At 63.0% G+C, this 21,663-nt stretch carries 22 protein-coding genes; 4 read left to right on the forward strand and 18 right to left on the reverse strand.

Translation table 11 applies throughout. The annotated features are described in order from the left end of the window. Positions 1-5: 5 nt before the first annotated feature. From NZ740_03195 to cysS, 7 genes are all read right to left on the reverse strand, one after another. Positions 6-569: an alkaline shock response membrane anchor protein AmaP gene (locus NZ740_03195; protein MCS6771015.1), complete on the reverse strand. Its 564-nt coding sequence runs from the start codon at positions 567-569 to the stop codon at positions 6-8. Then, positions 566-1,021 (reverse strand): Asp23/Gls24 family envelope stress response protein, encoded by a 456-nt coding sequence (locus NZ740_03200; GenBank protein MCS6771016.1) that lies wholly within the window; start codon positions 1,019-1,021, stop codon positions 566-568. Before NZ740_03200 ends, NZ740_03195 begins: the two co-directional genes overlap by 4 nt. Positions 1,022-1,036: 15 nt before the next feature. Continuing rightward, positions 1,037-2,404 carry an acetyl-CoA carboxylase biotin carboxylase subunit gene (accC, locus tag NZ740_03205; GenBank protein MCS6771017.1) on the reverse strand — a complete coding sequence of 456 codons (1,368 nt, stop codon included), beginning with the start codon at positions 2,402-2,404 and terminating at the stop codon, positions 1,037-1,039. 9 nt (positions 2,405-2,413) lie between these two features. Next, positions 2,414-2,914, reverse strand: coding sequence for an acetyl-CoA carboxylase biotin carboxyl carrier protein (accB, locus tag NZ740_03210; GenBank protein MCS6771018.1), 501 nt, complete (start codon positions 2,912-2,914; stop codon positions 2,414-2,416). Between the two features lie 158 nt (positions 2,915-3,072). Continuing rightward, positions 3,073-4,080 carry a hypothetical protein gene (locus NZ740_03215; GenBank protein MCS6771019.1) on the reverse strand — a complete coding sequence of 336 codons (1,008 nt, stop codon included), beginning with the start codon at positions 4,078-4,080 and terminating at the stop codon, positions 3,073-3,075. After that, on the reverse strand, positions 4,067-4,708 hold the full coding sequence (tmk, locus tag NZ740_03220) for a dTMP kinase (GenBank protein MCS6771020.1): 642 nt from the start codon (positions 4,706-4,708) through the stop codon (positions 4,067-4,069). Before tmk ends, NZ740_03215 begins: the two co-directional genes overlap by 14 nt. Continuing rightward, positions 4,705-6,105, reverse strand: coding sequence for a cysteine--tRNA ligase (gene cysS / locus NZ740_03225; protein ID MCS6771021.1), 1,401 nt, complete (start codon positions 6,103-6,105; stop codon positions 4,705-4,707). Before cysS ends, tmk begins: the two co-directional genes overlap by 4 nt. Before the next feature lie 121 nt (positions 6,106-6,226). Here cysS and NZ740_03230 point away from each other — a divergent pair, with 121 nt between their 5' ends. The 3 genes from NZ740_03230 to NZ740_03240 are packed head-to-tail and all read left to right on the forward strand — an operon-like array spanning position 6,227 to position 9,128. After that, positions 6,227-7,408 (forward strand): class I SAM-dependent RNA methyltransferase, encoded by a 1,182-nt coding sequence (locus tag NZ740_03230; GenBank protein MCS6771022.1) that lies wholly within the window; start codon positions 6,227-6,229, stop codon positions 7,406-7,408. Continuing rightward, the gene (locus NZ740_03235; GenBank protein MCS6771023.1) at positions 7,405-8,295 is read left to right on the forward strand and encodes a LysM peptidoglycan-binding domain-containing protein; all 891 of its coding nucleotides are present in this window, start codon (positions 7,405-7,407) and stop codon (positions 8,293-8,295) included. Before NZ740_03230 ends, NZ740_03235 begins: the two co-directional genes overlap by 4 nt. Continuing rightward, positions 8,292-9,128: a DUF547 domain-containing protein gene (locus NZ740_03240; GenBank protein ID MCS6771024.1), complete on the forward strand. Its 837-nt coding sequence runs from the start codon at positions 8,292-8,294 to the stop codon at positions 9,126-9,128. Before NZ740_03235 ends, NZ740_03240 begins: the two co-directional genes overlap by 4 nt. 3 nt (positions 9,129-9,131) lie before the next feature. On the opposite strand, the gene NZ740_03245 is transcribed toward NZ740_03240, so the two are convergent. From NZ740_03245 to NZ740_03280, 8 genes are all read right to left on the reverse strand, one after another. After that, positions 9,132-9,512 carry a VanZ family protein gene (locus NZ740_03245; protein MCS6771025.1) on the reverse strand — a complete coding sequence of 127 codons (381 nt, stop codon included), beginning with the start codon at positions 9,510-9,512 and terminating at the stop codon, positions 9,132-9,134. Positions 9,513-9,523: 11 nt separating this feature from the next. Next, positions 9,524-10,111: a hypothetical protein gene (locus tag NZ740_03250; protein ID MCS6771026.1), complete on the reverse strand. Its 588-nt coding sequence runs from the start codon at positions 10,109-10,111 to the stop codon at positions 9,524-9,526. A 253-nt stretch (positions 10,112-10,364) separates the two neighbouring features. Next, positions 10,365-12,815 (reverse strand): thiamine pyrophosphate-dependent enzyme, encoded by a 2,451-nt coding sequence (locus tag NZ740_03255; GenBank protein ID MCS6771027.1) that lies wholly within the window; start codon positions 12,813-12,815, stop codon positions 10,365-10,367. A 24-nt stretch (positions 12,816-12,839) separates the two neighbouring features. Beyond that, positions 12,840-14,180, reverse strand: a complete 1,341-nt coding sequence (gene lpdA / locus NZ740_03260; GenBank protein MCS6771028.1) for a dihydrolipoyl dehydrogenase — start codon at positions 14,178-14,180, stop codon at positions 12,840-12,842. A gap of 2 nt (positions 14,181-14,182) precedes the next feature. Further along, complete coding sequence (locus NZ740_03265) at positions 14,183-15,577, reverse strand: 2-oxo acid dehydrogenase subunit E2 (protein MCS6771029.1); 1,395 nt, start codon at positions 15,575-15,577, stop codon at positions 14,183-14,185. Between the two features lie 2 nt (positions 15,578-15,579). Beyond that, complete coding sequence (locus NZ740_03270) at positions 15,580-16,368, reverse strand: DeoR/GlpR family DNA-binding transcription regulator (protein MCS6771030.1); 789 nt, start codon at positions 16,366-16,368, stop codon at positions 15,580-15,582. 248 nt (positions 16,369-16,616) lie between these two features. Further along, positions 16,617-17,630, reverse strand: coding sequence for a hypothetical protein (locus NZ740_03275; GenBank protein MCS6771031.1), 1,014 nt, complete (start codon positions 17,628-17,630; stop codon positions 16,617-16,619). Positions 17,631-17,636: 6 nt separating this feature from the next. After that, positions 17,637-18,248: a LysM peptidoglycan-binding domain-containing protein gene (locus tag NZ740_03280; GenBank protein ID MCS6771032.1), complete on the reverse strand. Its 612-nt coding sequence runs from the start codon at positions 18,246-18,248 to the stop codon at positions 17,637-17,639. Between the two features lie 76 nt (positions 18,249-18,324). Here NZ740_03280 and NZ740_03285 point away from each other — a divergent pair, with 76 nt between their 5' ends. After that, entirely contained in the window at positions 18,325-19,650 is a 1,326-nt protein-coding gene (locus NZ740_03285; protein MCS6771033.1) for an amidohydrolase family protein, read from the forward strand. Between the two features lie 64 nt (positions 19,651-19,714). On the opposite strand, the gene lexA is transcribed toward NZ740_03285, so the two are convergent. From lexA to NZ740_03300, 3 genes are all read right to left on the reverse strand, one after another. Beyond that, the gene (gene lexA / locus NZ740_03290) at positions 19,715-20,290 is read right to left on the reverse strand and encodes a transcriptional repressor LexA (protein MCS6771034.1); all 576 of its coding nucleotides are present in this window, start codon (positions 20,288-20,290) and stop codon (positions 19,715-19,717) included. A 393-nt stretch (positions 20,291-20,683) separates the two neighbouring features. Then, complete coding sequence (locus NZ740_03295; GenBank protein ID MCS6771035.1) at positions 20,684-21,358, reverse strand: thrombospondin type 3 repeat-containing protein; 675 nt, start codon at positions 21,356-21,358, stop codon at positions 20,684-20,686. Positions 21,359-21,376: 18 nt separating this feature from the next. Beyond that, on the reverse strand, positions 21,377-21,663 hold a 287-nt coding region (locus tag NZ740_03300), incomplete at its 5' end, for a hypothetical protein (protein MCS6771036.1).

A 21,663-nucleotide genomic window follows, 5' to 3' on the forward strand; every position in this document is an offset into this window, starting at 1 on the left:
GCTCCTCAGGTTGCGAACGTGTCCGCGCGGTCCGTAAGGACCGGCTCCGGAGCGGGCTTGTCGGTGATTTCCTGCACGCGCACGCGAACCTCTCCGATGTCGGACAGGCCCACCTTTTCGCGAAGCACCGTCCGCGCGCGCTCCTGTAGCATCCGGCACAATTCCGGAATCTGGGCGCCAGCCTTTACCTTGACGTCCATCTGCACGTCCACGGTACCATTCCGGACCGAGAGGGTGGATTTGAGGTCGTCGATAGAAGCAAATTCCTGAGCGAGGCGCCCGAGGAAATCCTCGACTGCTCGCAGGCTGATGCTGACGGAGCTTCCCTCGATGTCGTAGGCGATGTACTGGGCCTTTCGGGGCAGCGGAATGGCGGTGACGACGTAGAGCACGAGCAAGAGCGCAAGGCCCAGGCCCGCGGCAGCTGCCGAGATCCGCGCCTGCTTCAGCGATTCCACGAAGGCCAACCACGCCTCCGCGCCTTCGAAAACGCGCGCCAGGACAAAGATCGATGCGGCAAACAGGACCGCGAAAAGAATCAGCCCGATCAGAATATGAATTACCTTCACGCCTGCGATTCCTCCTCGCGCGTCTGGGCCGGCGGCGGAACGCGGATGCCCTGCACGATGATATTTACCGCACGCACCGGCTTGCCCGTCATCTGTTCGACCGCCTTGCGGATTTCATTCTGCAGTTGCCAGGCCACGTGCGGAATGCGAACGCCGAACGCCAGGATGACGTGGACGTCGATGACCACGGACGAATCCTCGAATTCAACCCGTACGCCTCGATCGGCGCTTTTTTTCCCGATCATCCCCGCCAAGCCGTCCACCAGCCCGCCGGACAAATCCACAACCCCGTCGATTTTCAGTGCCGCGACGCGCGCGATGGTGGCAATGACGCTGTTGTGAATCTGGACGGTTCCCAGCTCATTCGCATTCTCGACATGTTCTCCGAGAAGATCGGGATGGTCGGCTGATACATGGGAATCGGCCGTTTTGGGGTGCGCGACGTTTGCCATCGTCCTGTCCTCCACTTACGGGTTGTTCATCAGAAAGCTTTCCTTCATGAAATTCTCCAGGAAGGTCGTCGTGTATTCGCCGCGCTGAAACCGCGCGTCCGCCAGGAGCGCGAGCCCAACGGGCACGGTGGTCGAGACCCCTTCGATCACGAATTCGGACAACGCGCGGTTCAGCCGCGCAAGCGCCTTCGGCCGGTCCTCCGCCGTGACGATGATTTTGCCAATCATGCTGTCGTAGTGCGGAGGAATTTCATACCCCGAGTAGACGTGAGAGTCCACCCGCACGCCAATCCCGCCCGGCATGTGCACAAACTGGACCCGCCCCGGCGAGGGCGCGAAATCGCGATAGGGATTTTCCGCGTTCACCCGAAATTCAATGGCATGCCCGCGCGGCTTGATGTCGGACTGCTGAAACGACAATTTTTCCCCCGCAGCGATCCGAATCTGTTCCTTGATGAGGTCGATGCCGGTAATCTGCTCGGTGACGGGGTGCTCAACCTGGATGCGCGTGTTCATCTCCATGAAATAGAACTCGCGCGTCTGAACGTCGAACAGGAACTCGATGGTGCCCGCATTCTGGTACTCCACCGCCTCCACGGCGCGGAGCGCCGCTCGGCCCAGTCGCTCGCGAAGCTCGTGATCGATCACGGGGGAGAGCGCCTCCTCAACCAGCTTCTGGTGGCGCCTCTGGATGGAACAATCGCGTTCGCACAGATGGCAGGCGTTGCCGTGCTGGTCCGCAATCACCTGGATTTCAATGTGGCGCGCTTGGTCCACGAATTTTTCAATGTACACCTCGGGGTTCGAAAAGGCCCGTTCCGCCTCGGAACTCGCCATCATGAACCCCTGGACGACGCTGACGTCATTCCGCGCAACGCGCATCCCCTTGCCCCCACCGCCGGCGACGGCCTTGATCAGTACGGGATATCCGATCTGCTGCGCAACGCGCACCGCCTCTTCCTTCGTCCTCACAACCCCCTCGCTGCCGGGCGCGACCGGCACGCCGGCCTTGCGCATCGTCTCGCGCGCGACCGATTTGTTGCCCATCAGCCGTATGCTCTGGGGCGAGGGGCCGATGAAGTGGATGTTGCAATTCCGGCAAATTTCGGCGAAGTGGGCATTTTCCGCCAGAAATCCGTACCCGGGGTGAATGGCGTCGACGTCTGCCACCTCCGCCGCGCTGATGATGTTTGCGATCTTGAGGTAGCTGTCTTTGGCCGGCGGCGGGCCAATGCAAATCGCCTCATCGGCCATCTGGACATGGAGCGAACGCGCGTCCGCCGTGGAATAAACGGCCACGGATTTGATCCCCAGCTCCTTGCAGGCGCGAATGATGCGGACAGCAATTTCGCCCCGATTGGCAATCAAAATGCGTTCAAACATGGCAACTCGTCAGCGGGGTTCGACCAGAAACAGAGGTTGCCCGAATTCCACAGGGGTAGCGTTCTCGACCAGAATCTTTCGCACGACCCCCTTCACTTCCGCCTTGATCTCATTCATCACCTTCATGGCCTCAATGATGCAGACGACGCTATCTTCCTCGATCTCTTTGCCAACAGAGACAAAGGGCTCCGCTTCCGGCGAGGGCGCCCGATAGAAGGTTCCGACCATAGGCGACTTAATTTCGACAAGATTGCTGGGCGCCTCAGCCGGGGCAGCCGCAGGAGTGGGGGCCGGGGCGGAAGCCGCTGGGGCCGGAGCGGCCTGAGGCAGGGCCGCTGGCTGAATCGCAGGCGCCCCTTGCGGCGTCACCGGCGCCGCCAAAACCACGTGCGGTTCGCCGCCGAGCCGGCGTTTCAACGTCAGGCGGAATCCCTGCTCCGCCAGCTCAAATTCCGAAATATCATTCTCCTTCATCAACTCGAGGATTCGTTTGATATCCTTGATGTCCATCGGACTACCTCCCTTTGCTCATCCGGGCGGCGCGAACGCCCCTCGGCAGCCATGAATGGGAACATATCAGCCGGTCCGACCATTTGTCACGCCGGAGAAATGGGATTTTGCCGGCTCAATTCGGACGGGCCGCGGGCAATCGAACCGCTTAAGCCCGTTCAAATGCCGGTTCGGACCATAGCGTCAAATACAATGAGTGGCCTCAAATTCGAGTTTAGCCGCATCCGCGCCTCGTCCACGGCCCGTATCCGTTGTTGGAGTTCCGCCACCGATACGGCCTGCGCCTGCCGGCCCAGAACGTCCGCCCGATTCGGAAAATGCAGAGATTCGGCCGGCGCTCCAAGCTTTACGGCCAGAATGTCGCGCTGCCACAACTGAATGGTTTTGAGGATTCCATCGCGCTCTTTCGCGAGTTTCGCGGCGAGACGCGCCTCCCGCACCTCCCGGCTGACGGATTCCCGCTCGTCCTCCGTCCGTTCACGATCTAGCTCGCCGGTCTGACTTGAATGGTCACCCCCTTCCTCCCCTGTTTCTTCATCCAGATTTTGCTCGATCGACTCGATCAGTTTTTGAAGGCGTCCCGCCCGCGCAAGCGCCGTGATCGAACCACGCGGACCGGTTTCCGCCAGCCATTCCTCCAGCGCCGACCGCCACGAAGCGATCGGCGGGGTCTCCGGCTCGCCAAGGTTGACTCGGAAACAGCGGGAGACGATCGTCGGCAAAAGCGACTGCGGCTGGTCGGTGACGAGCAATAGAACGGTATCCCCTGGTGGCTCCTCCAGCGTCTTCAACAACGCGTTCATCGCCTCCGGATTCATCCGGTCCGCCGATAGAATGACACCGACCTTCCTCGATCCCGAATAGGGCGCGCGCACCGTAAACTGGATCAATTCTCTAATTTGATCGACCGAAATGATCCTGGTTTTCCTGGCGGGCTCGAGCCAGAGCAGGTCCGGGTGCTCTCGACGGGCGACGGCCGCACAAGTGGGGCAGGTCTCGCATGCCGGTTGCTCGGCAGGACAGAGGGAAATCTTCGCTATCGTCTCTGCCAAGGACAGGCCGCGCCCCTCGGGAGACCCCACGATGAGGATCGACATTGCACTCCGATTCAGGAGCAGCATCCGGCGGATCGGCTCGAGGGCCGGAATCTCCTCAGCGCAGAACATCCTGGACGGCCTCCCAAACTTCGACCGCCACCTGCTCAGGATCCCGTGAGGCGTCGATCCGTCGGAACCGACGCGGGTTTTCGCGGGCCAACTGCAGATAGCCCTCGCGTACGCGCTCATGGAACGCCAGCTCTTCCCGCTCGATGCGGTCAACCCCCTCAAACAGATCCTGTTGCCGACTTCGGACCCTTTCAAAGCCAAGGGCGACGGGAATGTCGAGAAGCAGCGTCAGGTCCGGCTCCGCGCCATCAACGGCCAGGGCTCGGATCGTCTGCAAGGCATCCATCGGAAGGCCGCGCCCAAAACCCTGATACGCTGTGGTTGAGTCGGCAAATCGGTCGCAAACGACCACCGCGCCCCGTTCAAGGGCCGGTAAAATCACCCTGCGAACCAGTTGCGCGCGGCTGGCCGCGAAGAGAAAAAGCTCGGTTTCGTGCGCCAACGGTTCGCCCGCCTCATCATGCTGCAGGATTCTACGGATCGCCTCACCGGTGGGCGTCCCGCCCGGTTCCCGAACATGAACCACCTCAGCGCCCATTTCTCGGAGCCGCGCCACCAGACGACGGGCCTGCGTGGACTTGCCGCTGCCCTCGGGGCCTTCAAACGTAATGAATCGGCCGGTCCTCATGTCGCGCGCCGCAGTTTCGGTCCCTGCGGAGTATCCTGGACCACCCAGCCGCGCCGTATGATCTCATTTCGGAGTCGATCGGACTCCGCCCAATTTTTGGCGGCGCGCGCGGCTTGGCGGCGCTCGACCAATTCGAGGACCTCAGCATCGGGAGCCGCCTCCGACGGCGTGAGCACCCCCAGAACGCGGTCCAGATCGGCCAGCATCTCCAGGGTCGCCGCGGCCGCATCCGGCGAGACAGAGCCTTCATCCAGAGCCTTGTTTCCCGCGCGCAGGAGGTCGAACAGCGCGGCGAGCGCACCAGAGATATTTAGGTCGTCATCCATGGCCGCCCGAAAGGCTTCGCGGCCCTCTACGGCCCACGCCGGCAGCGGCCCGGCGGCTGCCCGGCCCGCCCGATCGCGAAGACGAGCAGTGAACTCATCCACGCGCTGGAGTGCGGCTCGAGCGGCATGCAACCCCTCGCGGGTGAAATTCAGCGTCTGGCGGTAATGGGTCGCCAGAAGCTGATAGCGAATCTCGCGGCCGGAAAATCCCTCCCGCAGCAGGTCATCCAGCGTCAGAAAATTACCGAGCGACTTCGACATCTTTCGGCCATCGACGATCAAATGCGCGCAGTGCAGCCAGTACCGGACAAACGGCTGTCCCGTGACCGACTCGCTCTGCGCGATTTCGCACTCGTGATGGGGAAAAATGTTATCGACCCCTCCACAATGGATATCGAAACTCGGGCCCAGATACCGAATGCTCATGGCAGAGCACTCGATGTGCCAGCCCGGCCGCCCGCGCCCCCACGGCGAATCCCACCAGACATCGCCGTCCTTCTCCGACCACGCCTTCCACAACGCAAAATCGGCGGCATCCTCCTTGTCGAATTCATCTTGCGCCACCCGCGCGCCGGGCCGCAGTCCGGCGCGATCCAGCCGCGCGAGCGCGCCATACTTCGGAAATTTCTGGATGCTGAAATAGACCGACCCGTCGTCGGATCGATAGGCGATGCCCTTCTCCATCAGGACCCGGATCATCTCGATCATTTCCGGGATGTGGTCTGTGGCAGCGGGGTAGTGCTCCGCCCGTTCGATTCCCAAGACAGCGATGTCCTGGAAAAACGCGTCGATATATCTCTTCGTGAACTCTTTGAGGGGAATCTTCTCTTCGATCGATGCGCGAATCGTTTTGTCGTCGACGTCCGTGAGATTCATCACCTGGACGACCTGAAAGCCTGACCATTTCAGGTGGCGGCGTAACAGGTCCTCAAACATATAGGCGCGGAAGTTGCCAATATGCGCCCGGTTGTAAACGGTAGGCCCGCAGGTATACATCCGGACGCGACCGGGTTCGATCGGCTCGAACGTTTCCAACGCACGCGACAGCGTGTTGAAAAGACGAAGGGGCATATCGGGCGAGTATAGTTTCTTCACCCACCCCGGCAATGGCGGATTCGACGTCGCGGCCTAACTGCCTGTCCTTTTTGTCCGTGGACACGTGCGGAGACTTAGCGCATGCTGCAATCGATTCATGAGAGACCTCACCCAGCGGGGCGAGCTGCTAGTCACTTTTGCGCGCGGCGCGTCTGAGATTGTCGCCGCGGAGCTGAGAGATCTCGGGTATTCGTCCAAGCCCGCCGATGAAACGGCCCGCACCACCGAGGGCAACCTTGAAGATGTCATGCGGCTCAACCTCTGGCTTCGAGCAGCGCAGCGCGTCCTGATGCCGGTGGCGTCGGCCTCAGCACGGGATCCGCAGGAACTATACTCGGCCATGGTCGCCGAGCCATGGGAGCGTCTCCTTCATCCCGATGGCTACATTTCGGTCACCGCCTCGGTCCGTGAAGCGGAAGTGCGCGATCCTCGCTACGCTGCGCTCAAATTAAAGGACGCCATCGTCGACCGGATTGCAAAAATCTGCGGACGGCGCCCGGACTCGGGCGGCCGCCGCGACCGCGCGGTTCTGCACCTCCATTGGGCCGGCGGGGTTGCCACGGTCAGCATTGACACCAGCGGCGAGCCGCTTTCGCGGCGCGGATACCGACTCCAGCCGGGCCGTGCGCCCATGCAGGAATCGCTCGCCGCCGCCTGCATCCTCGCCAGCCCGTGGCGAGGCTCAACGCCCTTTGTCAATCCGATGTGCGGCAGCGGAACCCTCGCAATCGAGGCCGCCCTGATCGCCTCCAATCGGGCGCCTGGCCTGCTGCGCGACAACTTTGGATTTTTCCATGTCAGGGGCTTCCGCGAAAGGGAGTGGAAACGGCTGAAAAGCGACGCACGCGCCGGAATCACGCGGATCACCCCTCCCTGCGAAATCATCGCTTCGGACATCAGCCCGCGCGCCGTTGAGGCGGCTCGGGCAAATGCGGAACGCGCGGAAGTCGCAGTTGACATCCGGTTTGAAGTGTGCGATTTCGCCGATACGACAATCCCGCCCTCGCCCGGGGTGATTTTCCTGAACCCCGAGTACGGCGAACGCTTGGGCGACGCGGAGGCCCTCGCGCCCGTCTATACGCGGATTGGCGACTTTCTGAAGCAGCGATGCACCGGCTACGTTGGCTACGTCTTCACTGCCAACCTGGCGCTGGCCAAACGGATCGGCCTGAGAAGCCGGCGCCGCCTCGCATTCTTCAACGCCAACCTCGAGGGGCGCCTGCTCGAATTCGAGCTATATGCTGGTTCGCGGAAGGCGACCTCCCGTCCCGAGCGATGAGCCGCATCACCCGTTTCGGACTGCTCGTTGGCGCATGGCTCGCCGCCGCGGGCGCCGCCATGGCCCAAACCTCGCATGTGGTGCGCGCAGGAGATACGCTCGAACGCATCGCCCGGCAGTACGGGGTGCGGACCTCGGCGCTGATCGCAGCCAACGATCTCGAGCGGCCGGACGAACTGCCCATCGGCAAACGCCTCATCATCCCGCGGCCCGACGAGCCGATCCGAAAACGATATACCGTCGAGGAGGGCGACACGCTCCAGGGCATTGCGCGCGACCACGGCCTCACCGCTGACCAGCTCGCGCGACTCAACCGGCTGGACGACCCCAACAAGCTGAAGCCCGGGCAGATCCTTGAGATCCCTCTTGATGCCACCCGCCGACTCCCATCGCCGAAATATCCGCTACCCGAGAATCTTCGACGCGAGCTGGACCAAATCCCCGTGCGCCCGGGGCGCTGGCGGTACATCGTCATCCACCACAGCGCCACCGACACGGGGAATGCGCAAACCATGGACCACTATCACCGCGTGCGCCGCCGGATGGAAAACGGACTTGCTTATCATTTTGTGATTGGAAACGGCCGGGGCATGCCGGACGGCCAGATCGCCATTGGTCGGCGCTGGCGCACCCAGATCAAGGGAGGCCACCTGGCCAGCGACGCGCTTAATGAAATCGCCATCGGAATCTGCCTCGTGGGCAACTTCGAAAAAAGCCGCCCCACGCCGGCACAGGTTCGCAGCCTGTCCGCGCTCATCAGCTACCTGATGCAGCGCACCCGTAACAGCGCTTCCGCCGTGCGGACGCACCGCCAGATCAATACAAAACCGACCATCTGCCCGGGCCGCCATTTCCCAACCCGGGCCATCTTGGAGAACCTCCCATGATCCAACGAGCAATCCTCACCTGCCTGCTGGCCGCCCTCACCGGTTGCCAGACCCCTACGGAAACCGTCCAACTCAACCGAGACATCGAAGCAGAAGAGGAGGGCGTCGCCGCGCTTCGCCGCGCCTCGCTGGGTCCGGACACCGCGGGTGCGAAGTTCGACCATAAGAAATGGGGGGACCTGCTCTCCGCAGGCGTGCGGTCGGACGGCCTCGTAGATTACGCCGCGCTCAAGCGTCGGGAAACGCAGCTTGACGAATATCTTGTCGAAGCGGGCGACGTACCCCTCGCCTCGCTATCCCGCCACGAGCAACTGGCACTTCTGCTGAACCTGTTCAACGCCTGCACCGTGAAAATGATCCTCGAACACCCCGGCGTCCAATCAGTCACGGACATCCGCGCCGACGCCAGCTGGAAACACAAGGGGTGGGTCGTGGATCGGCGGGGGGTCAGCCTTCAAGAGATCGAACGCGCCTACATCCGCACCCGGTTCCCGGACCCGCGAATCCACTTTGCCCTCGTCCGGGGAGCTCGGGGCAGTCCGCCGCTTCGCGCCGAGCCCTACACCGGCGCGCAACTCGAGGCGCAGCTCAATGATCAGGCCCGCCGCGTCCTCGCCGACCCGCGTTTCGCCCGCTGGGACGCGGCCCGAAATCGTCTGATCCTCGGCGGATTTTTCGGCCGATACCGCCGTGATTTTGCCGATACCGACGCTGAGCTCGTGCGCGTGCTCCTGCCCTGGTTCCCGGAGGAAATCCGCCGCGCACTGGCGGGACGCGACCGAATCGATCTTGAATTCGCCCCCTTCGACTGGCGCCTGAACGGTTCCTGGTGAGCTTCAGCGCGGCCCCCGAGCGGCCCTCAGCGCCGCCCGCAACCGTTCGAACGCCCAAAACCCCACTACGGTCAGCGCAGCGCCGGCCGCGTCCGCAAGCCAGTCCACGACGTCCGGATTTCTCGAGGGCACAAACGATTGGTGAATTTCATCCGTCGCGCCGTATGCGGCCGCAAACAGCCACCCCCACAACGCGGCCGGTGCAGGTCTTGCCCTATGGCCGACACGCACCGCCAGATAGGCAAGCGCCCCGAGGATGCCAAACGCGACCGCGTGCGTCAGCTTGTCATGCTGGAATAACCAGTTCGGCGCCCTAGGGTCCGGAGGCCGGCTGCTGAACCAAAACAGCAATCCCGCCCACAATGCCGCGGGCAGCCAACTCACAAGGACCCGTTTCAAAACTGCGTGAACCGTAAAAAGAGCGTCGCAACAAATCCTTCAAAGTCGCCGTTGCGCCACCCGCCGCGCTCCTGCCGAAAATCGAACCACCGATAGCCGACACCTGCGCCAACATCAATCGTCGGCGTCAGGTGCAGCGCCGCGTTGATTTGCGGCTCAATGAGACTAAACCGCAGTTCATCGGCCGCGCGCCCGCCAGTCTTTTCCGCCTCCAGACGGCCGATCCCCACCGCCGCGCCTACCGAAAGGTGAAAGACCTGATCGAACCGAAACGAGTAATCGGCCAGCAGGGCCGCGTAAGCCAGATCGAACGTCTGCGGAAGATTGTAGCCCGGCGGCGCTTCGCTGAAGTCCTCGATGTTTGCGTAACCGGCCACGCCAACGCCGATCCGGTCATTTAGCAGACCGCCCACCTGCACGCCGCCGAGCCAGGTCGCGCCCGGACCCAGGTCGGAATGCTTCACGTCGAACCGCGTGAACAAATTCCAGCGGTCGTCCTCGTCGATCAACACCTTCTCCCGCTCCTGACCGGGCGCCGCGACCGCCCACAGCGCCAACGCCAAAATCACGATAATCTTCCGCATTCGTCGCCTCGCCTTTTTTTTGCCAGCATACCGAGCCGCAACCGGTTGAAAAGGGCAATCCGCCGGCGCCGAGAGGGTGAATCGCCGCCTGCGTCAAGCCATCGCTCCCATTTCCAAGGCATGGAAAAAAGATTTCCATGGTATGGAAAAAGTGTGCCGAGGGACTTCCATGCCATGGAAATTCCATGCCATGGAAATTTCGGACGCGGGAGGACACCCGGCGCGCCGCGGGGCCCGTCGTGAACCCGGCCGCTCAGATGCCGAGGCGCTGGCGGCGCGCGTGCTCGGCGAGCGTCTGGTTCGTCGTCGGGGTGTGGCCCTTGAGCGGAAGGATGCGCTCATGGACCGCGTCGACGATCCACTCCGCCTGCGGGAAGAAAACTTCCTCCATTTCCGCGCAGGGGGTGATCCAGTTTCGCGACCCGACAACCACCGGCGGGGCGTCGAGGTCGTCGAAACAGAACTGCGCGAGATTGGCGGCAATGGTCTGCATCATGCTGCCTCGCTCGCTGGCGTCGCCCGCGATGAGGACGCGACCCGTTTTGCGGACCGACTCAATTAGCGGATCGTAGTCGAGCGGGTTGAGAGTCCGGCAATCCCAGATATCCGAGGTCAACCCGTGGTGTTTCTCGAGATAATCGGCCGCTTCGATCGCGCGATACAGCGTCGCGCCAATGGTGATCAGCGTCAGGTCCCGGCCTGTGCGCCGTTTAGCGGGCGGTCCAAAGGGAATCTCGTAGTAGTCCGCGGGGACCTCCTTCTCGAAGAGCTCGCCGATGTCATACAGGCGCTGGCTTTCGAAAAACACGACCGGGTCGCTGCCGGCGAGGGCGGTGTTGAGAAGGCCTTTGGCGTCGTAGGGTGTGGCAGGGAACGCGACTTTCAACCCCGGGATGTGTGCGACCATCGCCGTCCAGTCCTGCGAATGCTGCGCGCCGTATTTCGAACCCACCGAAACCCGCAGCACGACCGGCATCTCGAGCACGCCGGCGGACATGCTCTGCCACTTGGCAAGCTGGTTGAAGATTTCATCGCCCGCGCGGCCCATGAAGTCGCAATACATCAGCTCGACCAGCGCGCGTCCGCCCTCGAGCGCGTAGCCCACGGCCGTGCCGACGATAGCTGCCTCGGAGATCGGGGCGTTGAAGAGTCGGTGGTATGGCAGCGCCTCGGTGAGACCGCGGTAGCAGGCGAACGCCCCGCCCCAGTCGCGATTCTCTTCGCCGTACGCGACGAGAGTGGGGTCGACGGTGAACCGGTGGATGATCGCCTCAAAAATGGCGTCGCGATACTGGTAGACCTTGGTTTTCGGGACCGGTTTGCCATCGACCATGCCGGACCGGATTTTCTTGGCGATGGCCTGCACGCGCGGGTTTTCCGATAGAGGCTGGCGCAGCTCGGCGGGCCCCTCGGCGTAGGCCTCGCGCCGTTTGTTGGAGAACATGACATCGCCGATTCGCTCGGCCTCGAGGCGGGGCGAAATGGACAGGTCGGAGGCGAGCTTCAGCGCGAACGTCATCAGGTCCCGCGTGGCCTGCTTCTTCGTTTCCAACGCGGCGGCGTCGATCGCGCCGAGGGCCACAAGCTCGTCGGCGAACCAGCGGAGCGGATCCACCCGTTGCCAGAGCTCCATCTCCTCCTTGGTGCGGTAAGAGGAGGCATCGGATGGAGAGTGGCCGGAGAATCGGTAGGTGATCGTGTCCAGAAGGACCGGGCCGTCGCCCTCATCGAGGATCCGGCGCTTGCGCTCGATGGCGTCAGCGACAGCGAGCGGGTTGTAGCCGTCCACGCGCTCGGCATGCATGCCTTCGGGGTTGACCCCGAGCCCGACGCGGGCGAGCACGTCGTAGCCCATCGTCTCGCCGGAGGTCTGCCCACCCATTCCGTAGAAATTGTTCATGAAGTTGAAGATGATCGGGAGGCCGCCGCGGTGCGCCTCATCCCACAGCATCTTGAACTGTCCCATCGCGGCGAAGTTGAGTGCCTCCCAGACAGGGCCGCAGCCCATCGAAGCATCGCCGATGTTCGCGATCACGATGCCCTTTCGGCGCATCACCTTTTTGAAGAGCGCGGCGCCGGCGGCGATGTCCGCCGACCCGCCGACGATCGCATTGTTCGGGTAAATGCCAAATGGGGTGAAAAAGGCGTGCATCGACCCGCCCAGCCCGCGGTTGAAGCCCGCCTTCCGTCCGAAGATTTCCGCGAGCGCGCCGTACACAAGAAACTTCACCGCCAACTCGCGCACCGTGCCCGAATGCCCCGGCTCCACCACCGCGAGGCATTCGCCGTTGAGAAACTCGCGCATGATCCGCATCAGCGTATCGTCATCGAGCTTGCGGATCGCGGACATACCTTTGGCGAGGATTTCGCCGTGCGACCGATGCGAGCCGAAAATGTGGTCGTCCACGGTCAGGTGGAACGCCTGGCCCACCGCCGCGGCCTCCTGTCCAATCGACAGGTGCGCGGGCCCCTTGTGATCGTACGCGATGCCGTTGTACGCGCCCTCGGTCTTGATCGCATGCAGCATGCTCTCAAATTCGCGGATGAGCAGCATGTCCTCGTAAATGCCGACGAGCGCCTCGGCGCCAAACCGCCTGAGTTCGTCGGCAAGGGGCCGGTTGTACTGGCACAGCGGCAGTTCCGGGGCACGAAGAACGGCCGGTTTTCGCTCTTTGGCAGGGTCGACAATCAGGTCTTTGGGCATGGCTGGGAACTCCTTTTCGACAGGTCAGTGCAGAGAAAAGACTGCGTCGCGCATCGTCTCGGATGCCGTGGGGTGCGGGAAGACCAGTTCTTCAATTTCCGGCACGCGCGCCTCCAGTTCGATGAGCGCCGCGCATCCAAAGATCATTTCCGAACACGCGCCACCAATTAGGTGAGCGCCGAGCAGGACCCCTGTATCCGCGTGAACCACCATCTTCGCTAAGCCGCGCTCCGCAGCATGCTCCGCGAGGAATCGGCCGTTGGCGGTCATGGGCCATTTCACCACCTTTACGGGGATGCCACGCGCGGCGGCATCGGCCTCGCTCAGGCCGACGACGGCGACCTCCGGATTCGTGTAGACGACGCCCGGAATGGCATGCCAACGCATCCGATCGGGCCGGCCGGTCAGGTTGTTGACGACGACCTCCCCCATTCGGCTGGCGGTGTGGGCCAGCCACGCGCGGCCGGTGCAATCGCCAATGGCGTAAACCCCCGGCTGATTGGTGGCGCAGCGGTCGTCCACGCGGATGCCGCGGCGGTCAAATTCGATGCGCGCCTCTTCCAAGCCCAGGCCCTTTACATTCGGGACGCGCCCCGTCGATACGAGCACGATGTCCCGCGGGACGGACTGTTCCTTGCCGCCTTTCTCGAAACGAACGGAATCGGCGGTGATCTCCAGAACCTTTGCCGAGACGTGAAACTCGATGTTTTTCTTCGACAATTCGGCGCGGAGTGTCCGCGAAATCTCCGCATCGATCTGCGGGCAGATCTCGGGCATCATCTCGATGACCGTGACGGGCACGCCCAAGGACCCGAAGCAGCAGGCGAACTCACAGCCGATCACCCCGCCCCCGATGACCACCAGACTTCGGGGAAGCCGCTCCAGATTGAGCAGGCCCGTCGAATCGACAACGCCCGGCAGGTCGATGCCGGGGATTGGCGGCCTTGCCGGCGACGACCCCGTCGCCAGGATCACCGCACGGCCTTCATGGGTCTGTCCGTTGACGGCGACGGTCCGGGGGCCGACCAGGCGCGCAGAACCGAAAAGGACATCGACCTTGTATTTTTTCATCAGTCCCGCGATGCCGTTTCGCAAGGTTTTCATCACCTCTTCCTTGCGCGCCTGCGCGGCGGCCCAGTCGAAGGAGACATTGGCAGCGCGCACGCCATAGGCTTCGCCGTGCACGGCGTAATGGTAAAGCTTGGCCGAATTGAGCAGCGTTTTGGAAGGGATACAGCCCTCGTTGAGGCACACGCCACCGAGCTTCGCCTGTTCAATCAGCAGGACGCGCAGCCCTCGGGATCCCGCGCGTTCCGCCGCCACATACCCGCCGGGTCCAGCGCCGATAACAATGAGGTCGTACATGGTCATGCCTTTCCTGACGAAGAAGACGATGCGGGAGGCGCGGCGAGCAGCAGGTCGATGTGCTCGATCGCCGCGACGAGATCCTGGAGGAAGCGCGCCGCCGGTGCGCCGTCGACCGCCTGATGGTCGATCGTCAAACTGAAGCTGATGGTTTCGACAAACGCCACGGACCCATCGGGCCGGCGCGCGGGCTGAAGCGAAATGCCACCTACCCCGAGGATGGCGACCTCCGGCGCATTGAGCACCGGCGTGAAATAATCGATCCCCAGCGCGCCAAGGTTGGTCACGGTGAAGGTCCCGCCTGTCAGCAGATCCGGATTGATCGAGCCCGCCTGGCAGGCTTCCGCGCGCTCGCGGATTGCTGCCGATAACGCGGCGATGGAGAGCCGATCGGCCCCGTGGATCACCGGGACCATCAAGCCGCGCGGCGTGTCGACAGCCACACCGAGGTTTACGGCGCCGAACTCCACGATTCGATCGCCGAGGAAATGCGCGTTGAGGGACGGGTGTTTCTTCAGCGCGTGAAGCGCGGCATAGCACACCAAATCGTTGATGGTGAGTTTCGGCAGGCCAAATGCCTCGCCCTGCGCCTTGGCCCTGGCTCGAAACGCCTGCACGACGGAGAGGTCCGCGCGGGCGTGCAGCGTGAGCTGCGCGGTCGTCGAGAGGGATTGGCGCATCCGGTCGGCGATGATCTTGCGAATGCCCTTCACCGGGATCTCGCGCTTCGTTCCGGCCTCTATCGCGGCGGGCTCCAAGGCCGCGGCTGCGCCGGCCTCCGGCGGAGCCAACCGGTCCGCCGCCGTGATCCGGCCGCCCAGCCCGCTCCCGCGCCGCGGCAGCGCATCGGGAGTCGAAGCCCCTGCCGCACGGGCTGCCGCGGTCAAAGGCGGAACTGTCGCGGCCGCCGCAAGAACATCGCGTTCAATCACCCGTCCGCCGGGTCCGCTTCCCGCGAGCGCAGAAGGATCAATCCCCGCCCGGGCAGACGCCTTACGCGCGCGCGGAGACACGCCAACCGAACCCGATGGCGCTGCCGGTTCTTTGGGCGCGGGCGCTGCGGTTGCGGGCGAAGCCGCGGCCCCGGGCGCCGGGCTCGCCGGCGCGGGAGCAGCCGCAGGCGCGGCCCCCGCCGGACGCAAGGCCGAAACATCTTCGCCGGGCGCCCCGATCGCGCCGATATGGGTCAATACGGGAATGTCCGCGCCCTCCGGGAAAAACAATTCCACAACAGTCCCACCCGCCGGTGCGGGGACCTCGAACGTGGCCTTGTCCGTCTCAATGCTCGCCACCGGCTGGCCCTCGACCACCGTGTCACCGGGCTTCACCAGCCATTTGACGAGAATGCAGCTTTCAACCGATTGCCCCTGCCTCGGCATGATGATGGGTACGGCCATGGTCAATCCTCCTCGGCGATCATAACGCGAATACCTTTTGCACGCAGCGATTTTATAAACGACGGGTCCGCACCGGCGTCGGTGATCAACACGTCGAAATCTTCAATTTTTCCCGCATTTGAAAATGACGTCTTTCCGATTTTCCCGCTGTCAGCCAGCACGACCACCTCGTGAGCGCGGCGCATCGCCTCTCGCTTTGTGAACGCCTCGTTGGCGTCGGTGGTCGTGAGGCCCTCTTCAATCGACAGGCCGATCGTGCCCATGAAGGCTCGATCCACCCGTAGATGGGCAAGGAGCGGTTGCGTGAGCGGACCCACGAGTGTCTGGCTCAGCCGACGCAACTCACCGCCGATGAGGATCACGCGCGGACCCTGGCCCGACAGCTCGACGGCCGCGCGCAGTGAATTGGTGACCACGGTCACGTTCGCGCGGTCGCGTAGCAGGCGCGCCAACTCGAGCACCGTGCTGCCGCCGTCGAGGTAAATCGTCTCACTTGGCCGGATCAGGCGAAGGGCAGCTTTCGCGATAGCCCTCTTTTCCCGCGAGCGAATGGCCGCCTTGTCATCAAAGAGAGGCTCGTCCACCGGGAGCTCCGCACTCACCGCACCGCCGTGGACCCGCCGGATATGTCCGGCCGCTTCCAATGTTTCGAGGTCCCTCCGCGCCGTAGCGGGCGAAATCCCCAGCGCACGGACGATTTCTTCGACACGCGCAGCCCCCCGCTGGCGGATGAACGCACGCAACCGCTGGTGCCGTTCCCATGCCAAATCGCGCTGACCCGAATTGATCATTTGTGAGCGATATTGAGCACTATTGATCGATTGTCAACAAAATTTTTTGCACACCTGACCCTCAGACGGGGAAGATCAAGCGGCATCGGCCACGCCGGGGCGAAGCCGCTGGGTGGAGGATTGGCGCCGCAAAACCGCACAGAAGAAGGCGGCTGTAAAACCGATACCTTCGCCGGAGGCGAAACCGGCCGGGTGTGAAATCGCTCGATGCCGAGTGCGCGGGCAGGGCCGCGCGTGCAAAACGGGGTTCAGGCGAGGCGAACTTTCGGCTTCTCGCCGGCGCCCCGGATGTTGTCGAATTCCTGCTTGAGACGGATGAACCGCTCGTTGAGTTCGCGGTGCTGGGTTACCAGAAAGCGAAAATCGTCATTTTTCTGATCGAGCTGACGCCGTGCATTCTGCAGTTCTGTTTTGAGCTGCTCGATTTGTTTTTCGAACTCCGCTTGGCGGGATTCAGCCGCTTTCCGCTCGGCGGCAAGTTCTTTTTCGAGCGACTCGCTGCGTTGCATCTGTTCGTCCACCTGCGCCAACAGCCGCTCGCACCGTTTTGTGAGGTCGCGTATGTCGCGTTCATGAGCGGCCGACGCCACTTTGTCCGCTGAGGCGGTGGCAGCGGTGCGGGCGCTGACCTCCGCCAAAATATGAAGGCGCCGAATTTCTTCGCGCGCCAGCCGCAATTCCTCTTCCAGCAGCGCCGCACGGGTGCCCTCTTCCCGGGCGCGGGTGCGGAGGGATTCGGCTTCCGCCCGCACATCGCTGAGTTCGCGTTCCAGCGCCGCTATGCGGTCGGGCAACGCCCTCGCGTCCTCGGGGGCAGACCGGCCACCGGCCCCTTCTGCCGCAGCCACAGCAGGCAGCTTGGCGCCGGCTTGCGCGTTTTCTGACCGACCTTGCGACGCTGGGAGTTCCGTATTCGCGGACCTCTCGCTGAGGCGCCGCAAGCATTCGCGAGCGATGACGCACGCGATCGGGGCAGGCTCTCCTCCAGCCGCGTGAACGAGGAACTCCTGGCCGGTGAGGGCGCCATCCTGTAGCAACTCGGCGAAGGCGAGGATATGCAGAGGTCCGATCGCGGCTTCACCATCCTGCATAAGCAACCACTCCATTTCGAGGGCGGCAACGCTCGGCGCGGGGCGCCAATCGCCACCCTCTTCGGCAACCTGGTCATCGGCAGCAATGCGGCCCTCGGCCGCCCATCGGCGCAAGACCTCCAGTGGCGCGGGACCGTAAACAGAGCCATCCGGTTTCTGGACCCTCCACATGGCGAGCTAAGGCTTGGCGGGGATAAAAAGCTTTTGGCCGACGCGAAGCGAATTCGGATTCGAAAGGTTGTTCGCCTCGACGATCTCGCGGACAGACACGCCATAGGCCGCCGCGATGGCCGAAAGGGACTGGCCCGCCTCGACCACATGCTCATAGCCCTCCTGCGCGCCGCCGCGTCGCACAGCAGAGGGGGTGGGCGCGGATGCGGTACGGGGCCGTGTTGCCGTTTGAGAGGCGAGGAGTTGGCTGATGCGGGCCGTGAGTGTGTCGATAATCTCCTTGCGGTCTCGCTCTCGGGCGGCGTCGATGTTGCGTAACTGCGCCTCGAGTGCGCCCATTCGCTGTTGAAGGGCCTGAATATCGGCCGTGGAGGGGCCCGCCGGCGCCGCGCGCAGTGCGTCCACGGCCCGGGCCAGCCGATCGATCTCCAATTCCATGCCCTCCAACTGTCCCTTGAGTCGTCGGTTCTCTTCCTGGAGGGCCATCAGATCCTGCTGCAGGGCGAGCTCCGTCGCCGAGGGCTGACCGGCGCCATCGGTCACCAAGCAACCTGACGTAAGCGAAAGCGCCAGCGTGGCGGCCGTTGCCTGCACGAGAAGAGGGATTGCTCGGGACATATCCGGATGCATAATCCATTGCCCCAGTAGCCTCAAGGAAAACTCATTCCTGCAGACAGGGTCAATCGCGCACGCCATGGCATCCACCATCCTGATCAAAAATGCGCTGATTTTGACATCAGCCGACGCTGAACCGATCGAACGCGGCTCCGTGCTCGTCAGGCAGGGTCGCATCGCCAGGGTCGGTCGGTTCATCGCCCGGGCCGACATGACGATCGATGCCGAGGGGGGACTGCTGATGCCCGGGTTAATCCAAGGCCACATCCACTTGTGCCAGACGCTGTTTCGCGGCCTCGGAGAGGATATGGCCCTTCTGCCCTGGTTGCGGAACGTGATCTGGCCGCTCGAGGCGGTGCACGACGAGGAGTCGATCTACCTCTCCGCCTTGCTGAGCTGCGCCGAGCTGATCAAAAGCGGAACGACAGCCTTCCTCTCGATCGAGACCGTCCGCCATACGCGACACGTGCTCCGAGCCGTTCATGAAGCGGGGATGGCCGGGGTCATCGGCCACTGTTTGATGGACGAAACCGGCGGATACGACCCACTTGCGGTGGACATCGAGGATGCCCTCGCCGACCTCGACGTCCTCCGTGACGAGTGGGAGGGGCACCCGCGGATCCGGCTGGCGGTGGCGCCGCGCTTTGCGCTGAGCTGCTCCGCGCGAAACATGCGCCTGGCCGCGGAGTATGCTCGCGAGAACGGGCTACGGCTGCACACCCACTCTTCGGAGCAAATCGAGGAGGTCGAACTGGTGCGGACGCGCACGGGGCTGCCGAACATCGAATACCTGCATTCAGTGGGCCTGACCGGCCCGGATGTCGGACTCGCCCATTGCGTCCACACCGAGCCGCACGAGCGGGACATCCTTCGCGAAACCGGGACCAGCGTATTGCATTGCCCCTCCGCGAACCTGAAACTCGGTTCAGGAATCGCGCCGATTCCGGAGTATCTCCAGATGGGCATCAACGTCGCGCTCGGAGCCGACGGCGCGCCCTGCAACAATCGGCTCGACCCATTTCTTGAAATGCGCGAGGCGGGACTCCTCCAGAAGATCCGCCTCGGTCCGGCCGCGCTGCCCGCGCGAGAGATCGTGCGGATGGCCACGGAGGGCGGTGCCCGTGCCCTGGGGTGGCAGGATGAAATGGGTACCCTCGAGGTGGGAAAACGCGCGAATCTGATCCTCGTCGACCCAGCCGGTGTCTCGGCCTTGCCCTCGGCGGATCCGCTGACCAATCTCGTGTATTCTCACGCTGCATCCGACGTGCGGATGACCATGGTCGACGGCCGGATTTTGTATGAGGATGGCGAGCTGACGACGATTGACGAGGAACGGCTTCGCGACGCCGTTCTCCGCGCCCGGGCCCGGCTGATGAGGAAAGCGGGGCTCCAACCGCCGGACTGACGGCGTTCAACATCTCTGGGGCGCAGCGCGGCGCCGGCGCCGGCGGCGAGCCCAGCGAAACTGCTCAATCGTATCGGCGCACGACCCCTCGGACGATGCCACCGATTACGAGGGAGTGTTTGGGCCGGATAAACGAGTATTTTTTGTTCGCCGGATCCAACCGCACCCCGGCGCGGTCTTTGTGGTAATATTTCAAGGTCCACTCGCCGTCCACCTGCGCCACGACAATCTGGCCGTTCCGGGGCGTTCCCCCTTTTTCAACGAGGACAATGTCGCCCGGGTGAATGCCGGCATCGATCATCGAGTCACCGGTCACGGTGAGCAGGTAGGTCGCCTCGGGCCGTCGGATCAGGTACTCGTCGAGGCTGAGAACATCGACTAGTTCCTCTTCCGCCGGAGAGGGGAAGCCGGCCTGCACAGTGCCGAGAAGTTTGACGACGCCAGTGAGTTTCCGCGTCGGCGCCATGTGTCCCTGGCTGTCCTGCAGAATGAACCCACCTTCGACGAGTTTGCGGACCAGCCCGGCAACAGAGTTAGTGGAGCGGTACCCGAACAGGGTGAGCATCTCACGGTAGGTCGGCATCCGGCGTTCGCGATGGAGGAACAGCCGCAGTTGTTGGATCTTTGCGTTGAGATTCATGGTCCTCGGCATGGAGCACCTCGCATTCTGAACAGGTGATCCCATAATACTGAACAAATGTTCCTTTTCAAGGCAAAACTTGGCGGTGTCATAACTCAAAATGTCCCCTTGCGAACTCGGTAGAAATAACCCACGGCGGTGAAGGGAGGACCGCTGCAATGGGAGGAACTTTAAAAGAGCCAGAACAAGCGAACGAGGTTAGAGGTCAACGGGCGGCTCCATCGGGGATACAAGGGGCACGCTCCACAGCATGCCCCTTTATTACAAATGAATTTTCCATTCAGCGTGGGACCTCCCATCTAAACGTGGACGTCTTGGAGGGCGCGGTTCCACCCGCGACGCGGATTTCGGTCGGGGTGGAACCCGACCCTCCAGGTTCTTCACACCCCCGTCCTAGGGCACCACCTCGACGTGGTAAAACTCCGCAGGCACCGCCGTCGCATCCGTCACGCTGTTCGTCACCTCATACCACGGCGCCACCCCACCCCCCACCGTGTTGCTGAAGATCACCTCATGAGCCGACAACAGCAGGTTCGTCCGCGCCTTCACCACATACTTCCTCTCATGGTTCCCTCGCGCCTGCCAAAACACCTGCCGACCGCCGCCCCCCTCCGCAATCTGAACAATCCGCAAATACAAATTCGAATTATTCGGATTGCTCCCACTCAGCGATTCGACCCCATCGCTCATCCCATCCCCATCGCTGTCCGAATTGTTATGGTCCGTCACCGTGTTCGGCGAAAAACCGGTGCCTTCCAGTTCCGTCACATCCGCCAGCCCGTCGTTGTCGTTATCCAGATCAACCTCATCCGGCAACCCGTCGCCATCAGTGTCTTTTCCCGGTTGCATTGCAAAGGTCTGCAAATAGCCCGCAAAGTTCGCCGTCGCGCCCGCCCAGGAAATCCGAATCCCGCCTGGCTGCGCGCCCGAGCTCCAATGGGTGTAGGGCCCGCCGGTCGAGCGATCCCCGAACCCGTCATGCACTGTGCTGCGATGGGAGTATTGGGCCGACGAGTCCAGCGAGGACATCGCCAAAAACCCGAGACCGAAAAGGACCGAGCGATTCATGGCGCACCTCCTTGAAAATCAATACGCCCCGTTTTGTTGGCTCGAAAGCCGTTTCTCGAGTTCCTCGATCCGGCGACGCAAATCCTCGTTCTCTTGCGCGATTCGCTCATTTTCCTTTGCGAGCGCCTGCACCGCGGCGAAGAGCACGCCGTCGGCGTCGAGTGTGTTGATCGTCTTGTCATCCCCCAGGCCAAACGCCGCCTGAAAATCCTGCGCCATCGGCCCGATGTATCGCCGGTCGTTCGGATCCGCCTTGTATTCCCACGACGACAACGGCAACGTCTTTACCCCCTCCAGCACCTTCT

It is taken from the genome of Kiritimatiellia bacterium (assembly GCA_025054615.1).
Lineage (GTDB): Bacteria > Verrucomicrobiota > Kiritimatiellia > CAIVKH01 > CAIVKH01 > JANWZO01.

Excerpts from the sequence above, each read along its gene's own strand:
- NZ740_03200 (MCS6771016.1), bottom strand. The coding sequence starts at position 1,021 with ATGGCAAACGTCGCGCACCCCAAAACGGCCGATTCCCATGTATCAGCC.
- accC (MCS6771017.1), bottom strand. The coding sequence starts at position 2,404 with ATGTTTGAACGCATTTTGATTGCCAATCGGGGCGAAATTGCTGTCCGC.
- accB (MCS6771018.1), bottom strand. The coding sequence starts at position 2,914 with ATGGACATCAAGGATATCAAACGAATCCTCGAGTTGATGAAGGAGAAT.
- NZ740_03215 (MCS6771019.1), bottom strand. The coding sequence starts at position 4,080 with ATGTTCTGCGCTGAGGAGATTCCGGCCCTCGAGCCGATCCGCCGGATG.
- tmk (MCS6771020.1), bottom strand. The coding sequence starts at position 4,708 with ATGAGGACCGGCCGATTCATTACGTTTGAAGGCCCCGAGGGCAGCGGC.
- cysS (MCS6771021.1), bottom strand. The coding sequence starts at position 6,105 with ATGCCCCTTCGTCTTTTCAACACGCTGTCGCGTGCGTTGGAAACGTTC.
- NZ740_03230 (MCS6771022.1), top strand. The coding sequence starts at position 6,227 with ATGAGAGACCTCACCCAGCGGGGCGAGCTGCTAGTCACTTTTGCGCGC.
- NZ740_03235 (MCS6771023.1), top strand. The coding sequence starts at position 7,405 with ATGAGCCGCATCACCCGTTTCGGACTGCTCGTTGGCGCATGGCTCGCC.
- NZ740_03240 (MCS6771024.1), top strand. The coding sequence starts at position 8,292 with ATGATCCAACGAGCAATCCTCACCTGCCTGCTGGCCGCCCTCACCGGT.
- NZ740_03250 (MCS6771026.1), bottom strand. The coding sequence starts at position 10,111 with ATGCGGAAGATTATCGTGATTTTGGCGTTGGCGCTGTGGGCGGTCGCG.
- NZ740_03255 (MCS6771027.1), bottom strand. The coding sequence starts at position 12,815 with ATGCCCAAAGACCTGATTGTCGACCCTGCCAAAGAGCGAAAACCGGCC.
- lpdA (MCS6771028.1), bottom strand. The coding sequence starts at position 14,180 with ATGTACGACCTCATTGTTATCGGCGCTGGACCCGGCGGGTATGTGGCG.
- NZ740_03265 (MCS6771029.1), bottom strand. The coding sequence starts at position 15,577 with ATGGCCGTACCCATCATCATGCCGAGGCAGGGGCAATCGGTTGAAAGC.
- NZ740_03270 (MCS6771030.1), bottom strand. The coding sequence starts at position 16,368 with ATGATCAATTCGGGTCAGCGCGATTTGGCATGGGAACGGCACCAGCGG.
- NZ740_03275 (MCS6771031.1), bottom strand. The coding sequence starts at position 17,630 with ATGTGGAGGGTCCAGAAACCGGATGGCTCTGTTTACGGTCCCGCGCCA.
- NZ740_03280 (MCS6771032.1), bottom strand. The coding sequence starts at position 18,248 with ATGTCCCGAGCAATCCCTCTTCTCGTGCAGGCAACGGCCGCCACGCTG.
- NZ740_03285 (MCS6771033.1), top strand. The coding sequence starts at position 18,325 with ATGGCATCCACCATCCTGATCAAAAATGCGCTGATTTTGACATCAGCC.
- lexA (MCS6771034.1), bottom strand. The coding sequence starts at position 20,290 with ATGAATCTCAACGCAAAGATCCAACAACTGCGGCTGTTCCTCCATCGC.
- NZ740_03295 (MCS6771035.1), bottom strand. The coding sequence starts at position 21,358 with ATGAATCGCTCGGTCCTTTTCGGTCTCGGGTTTTTGGCGATGTCCTCG.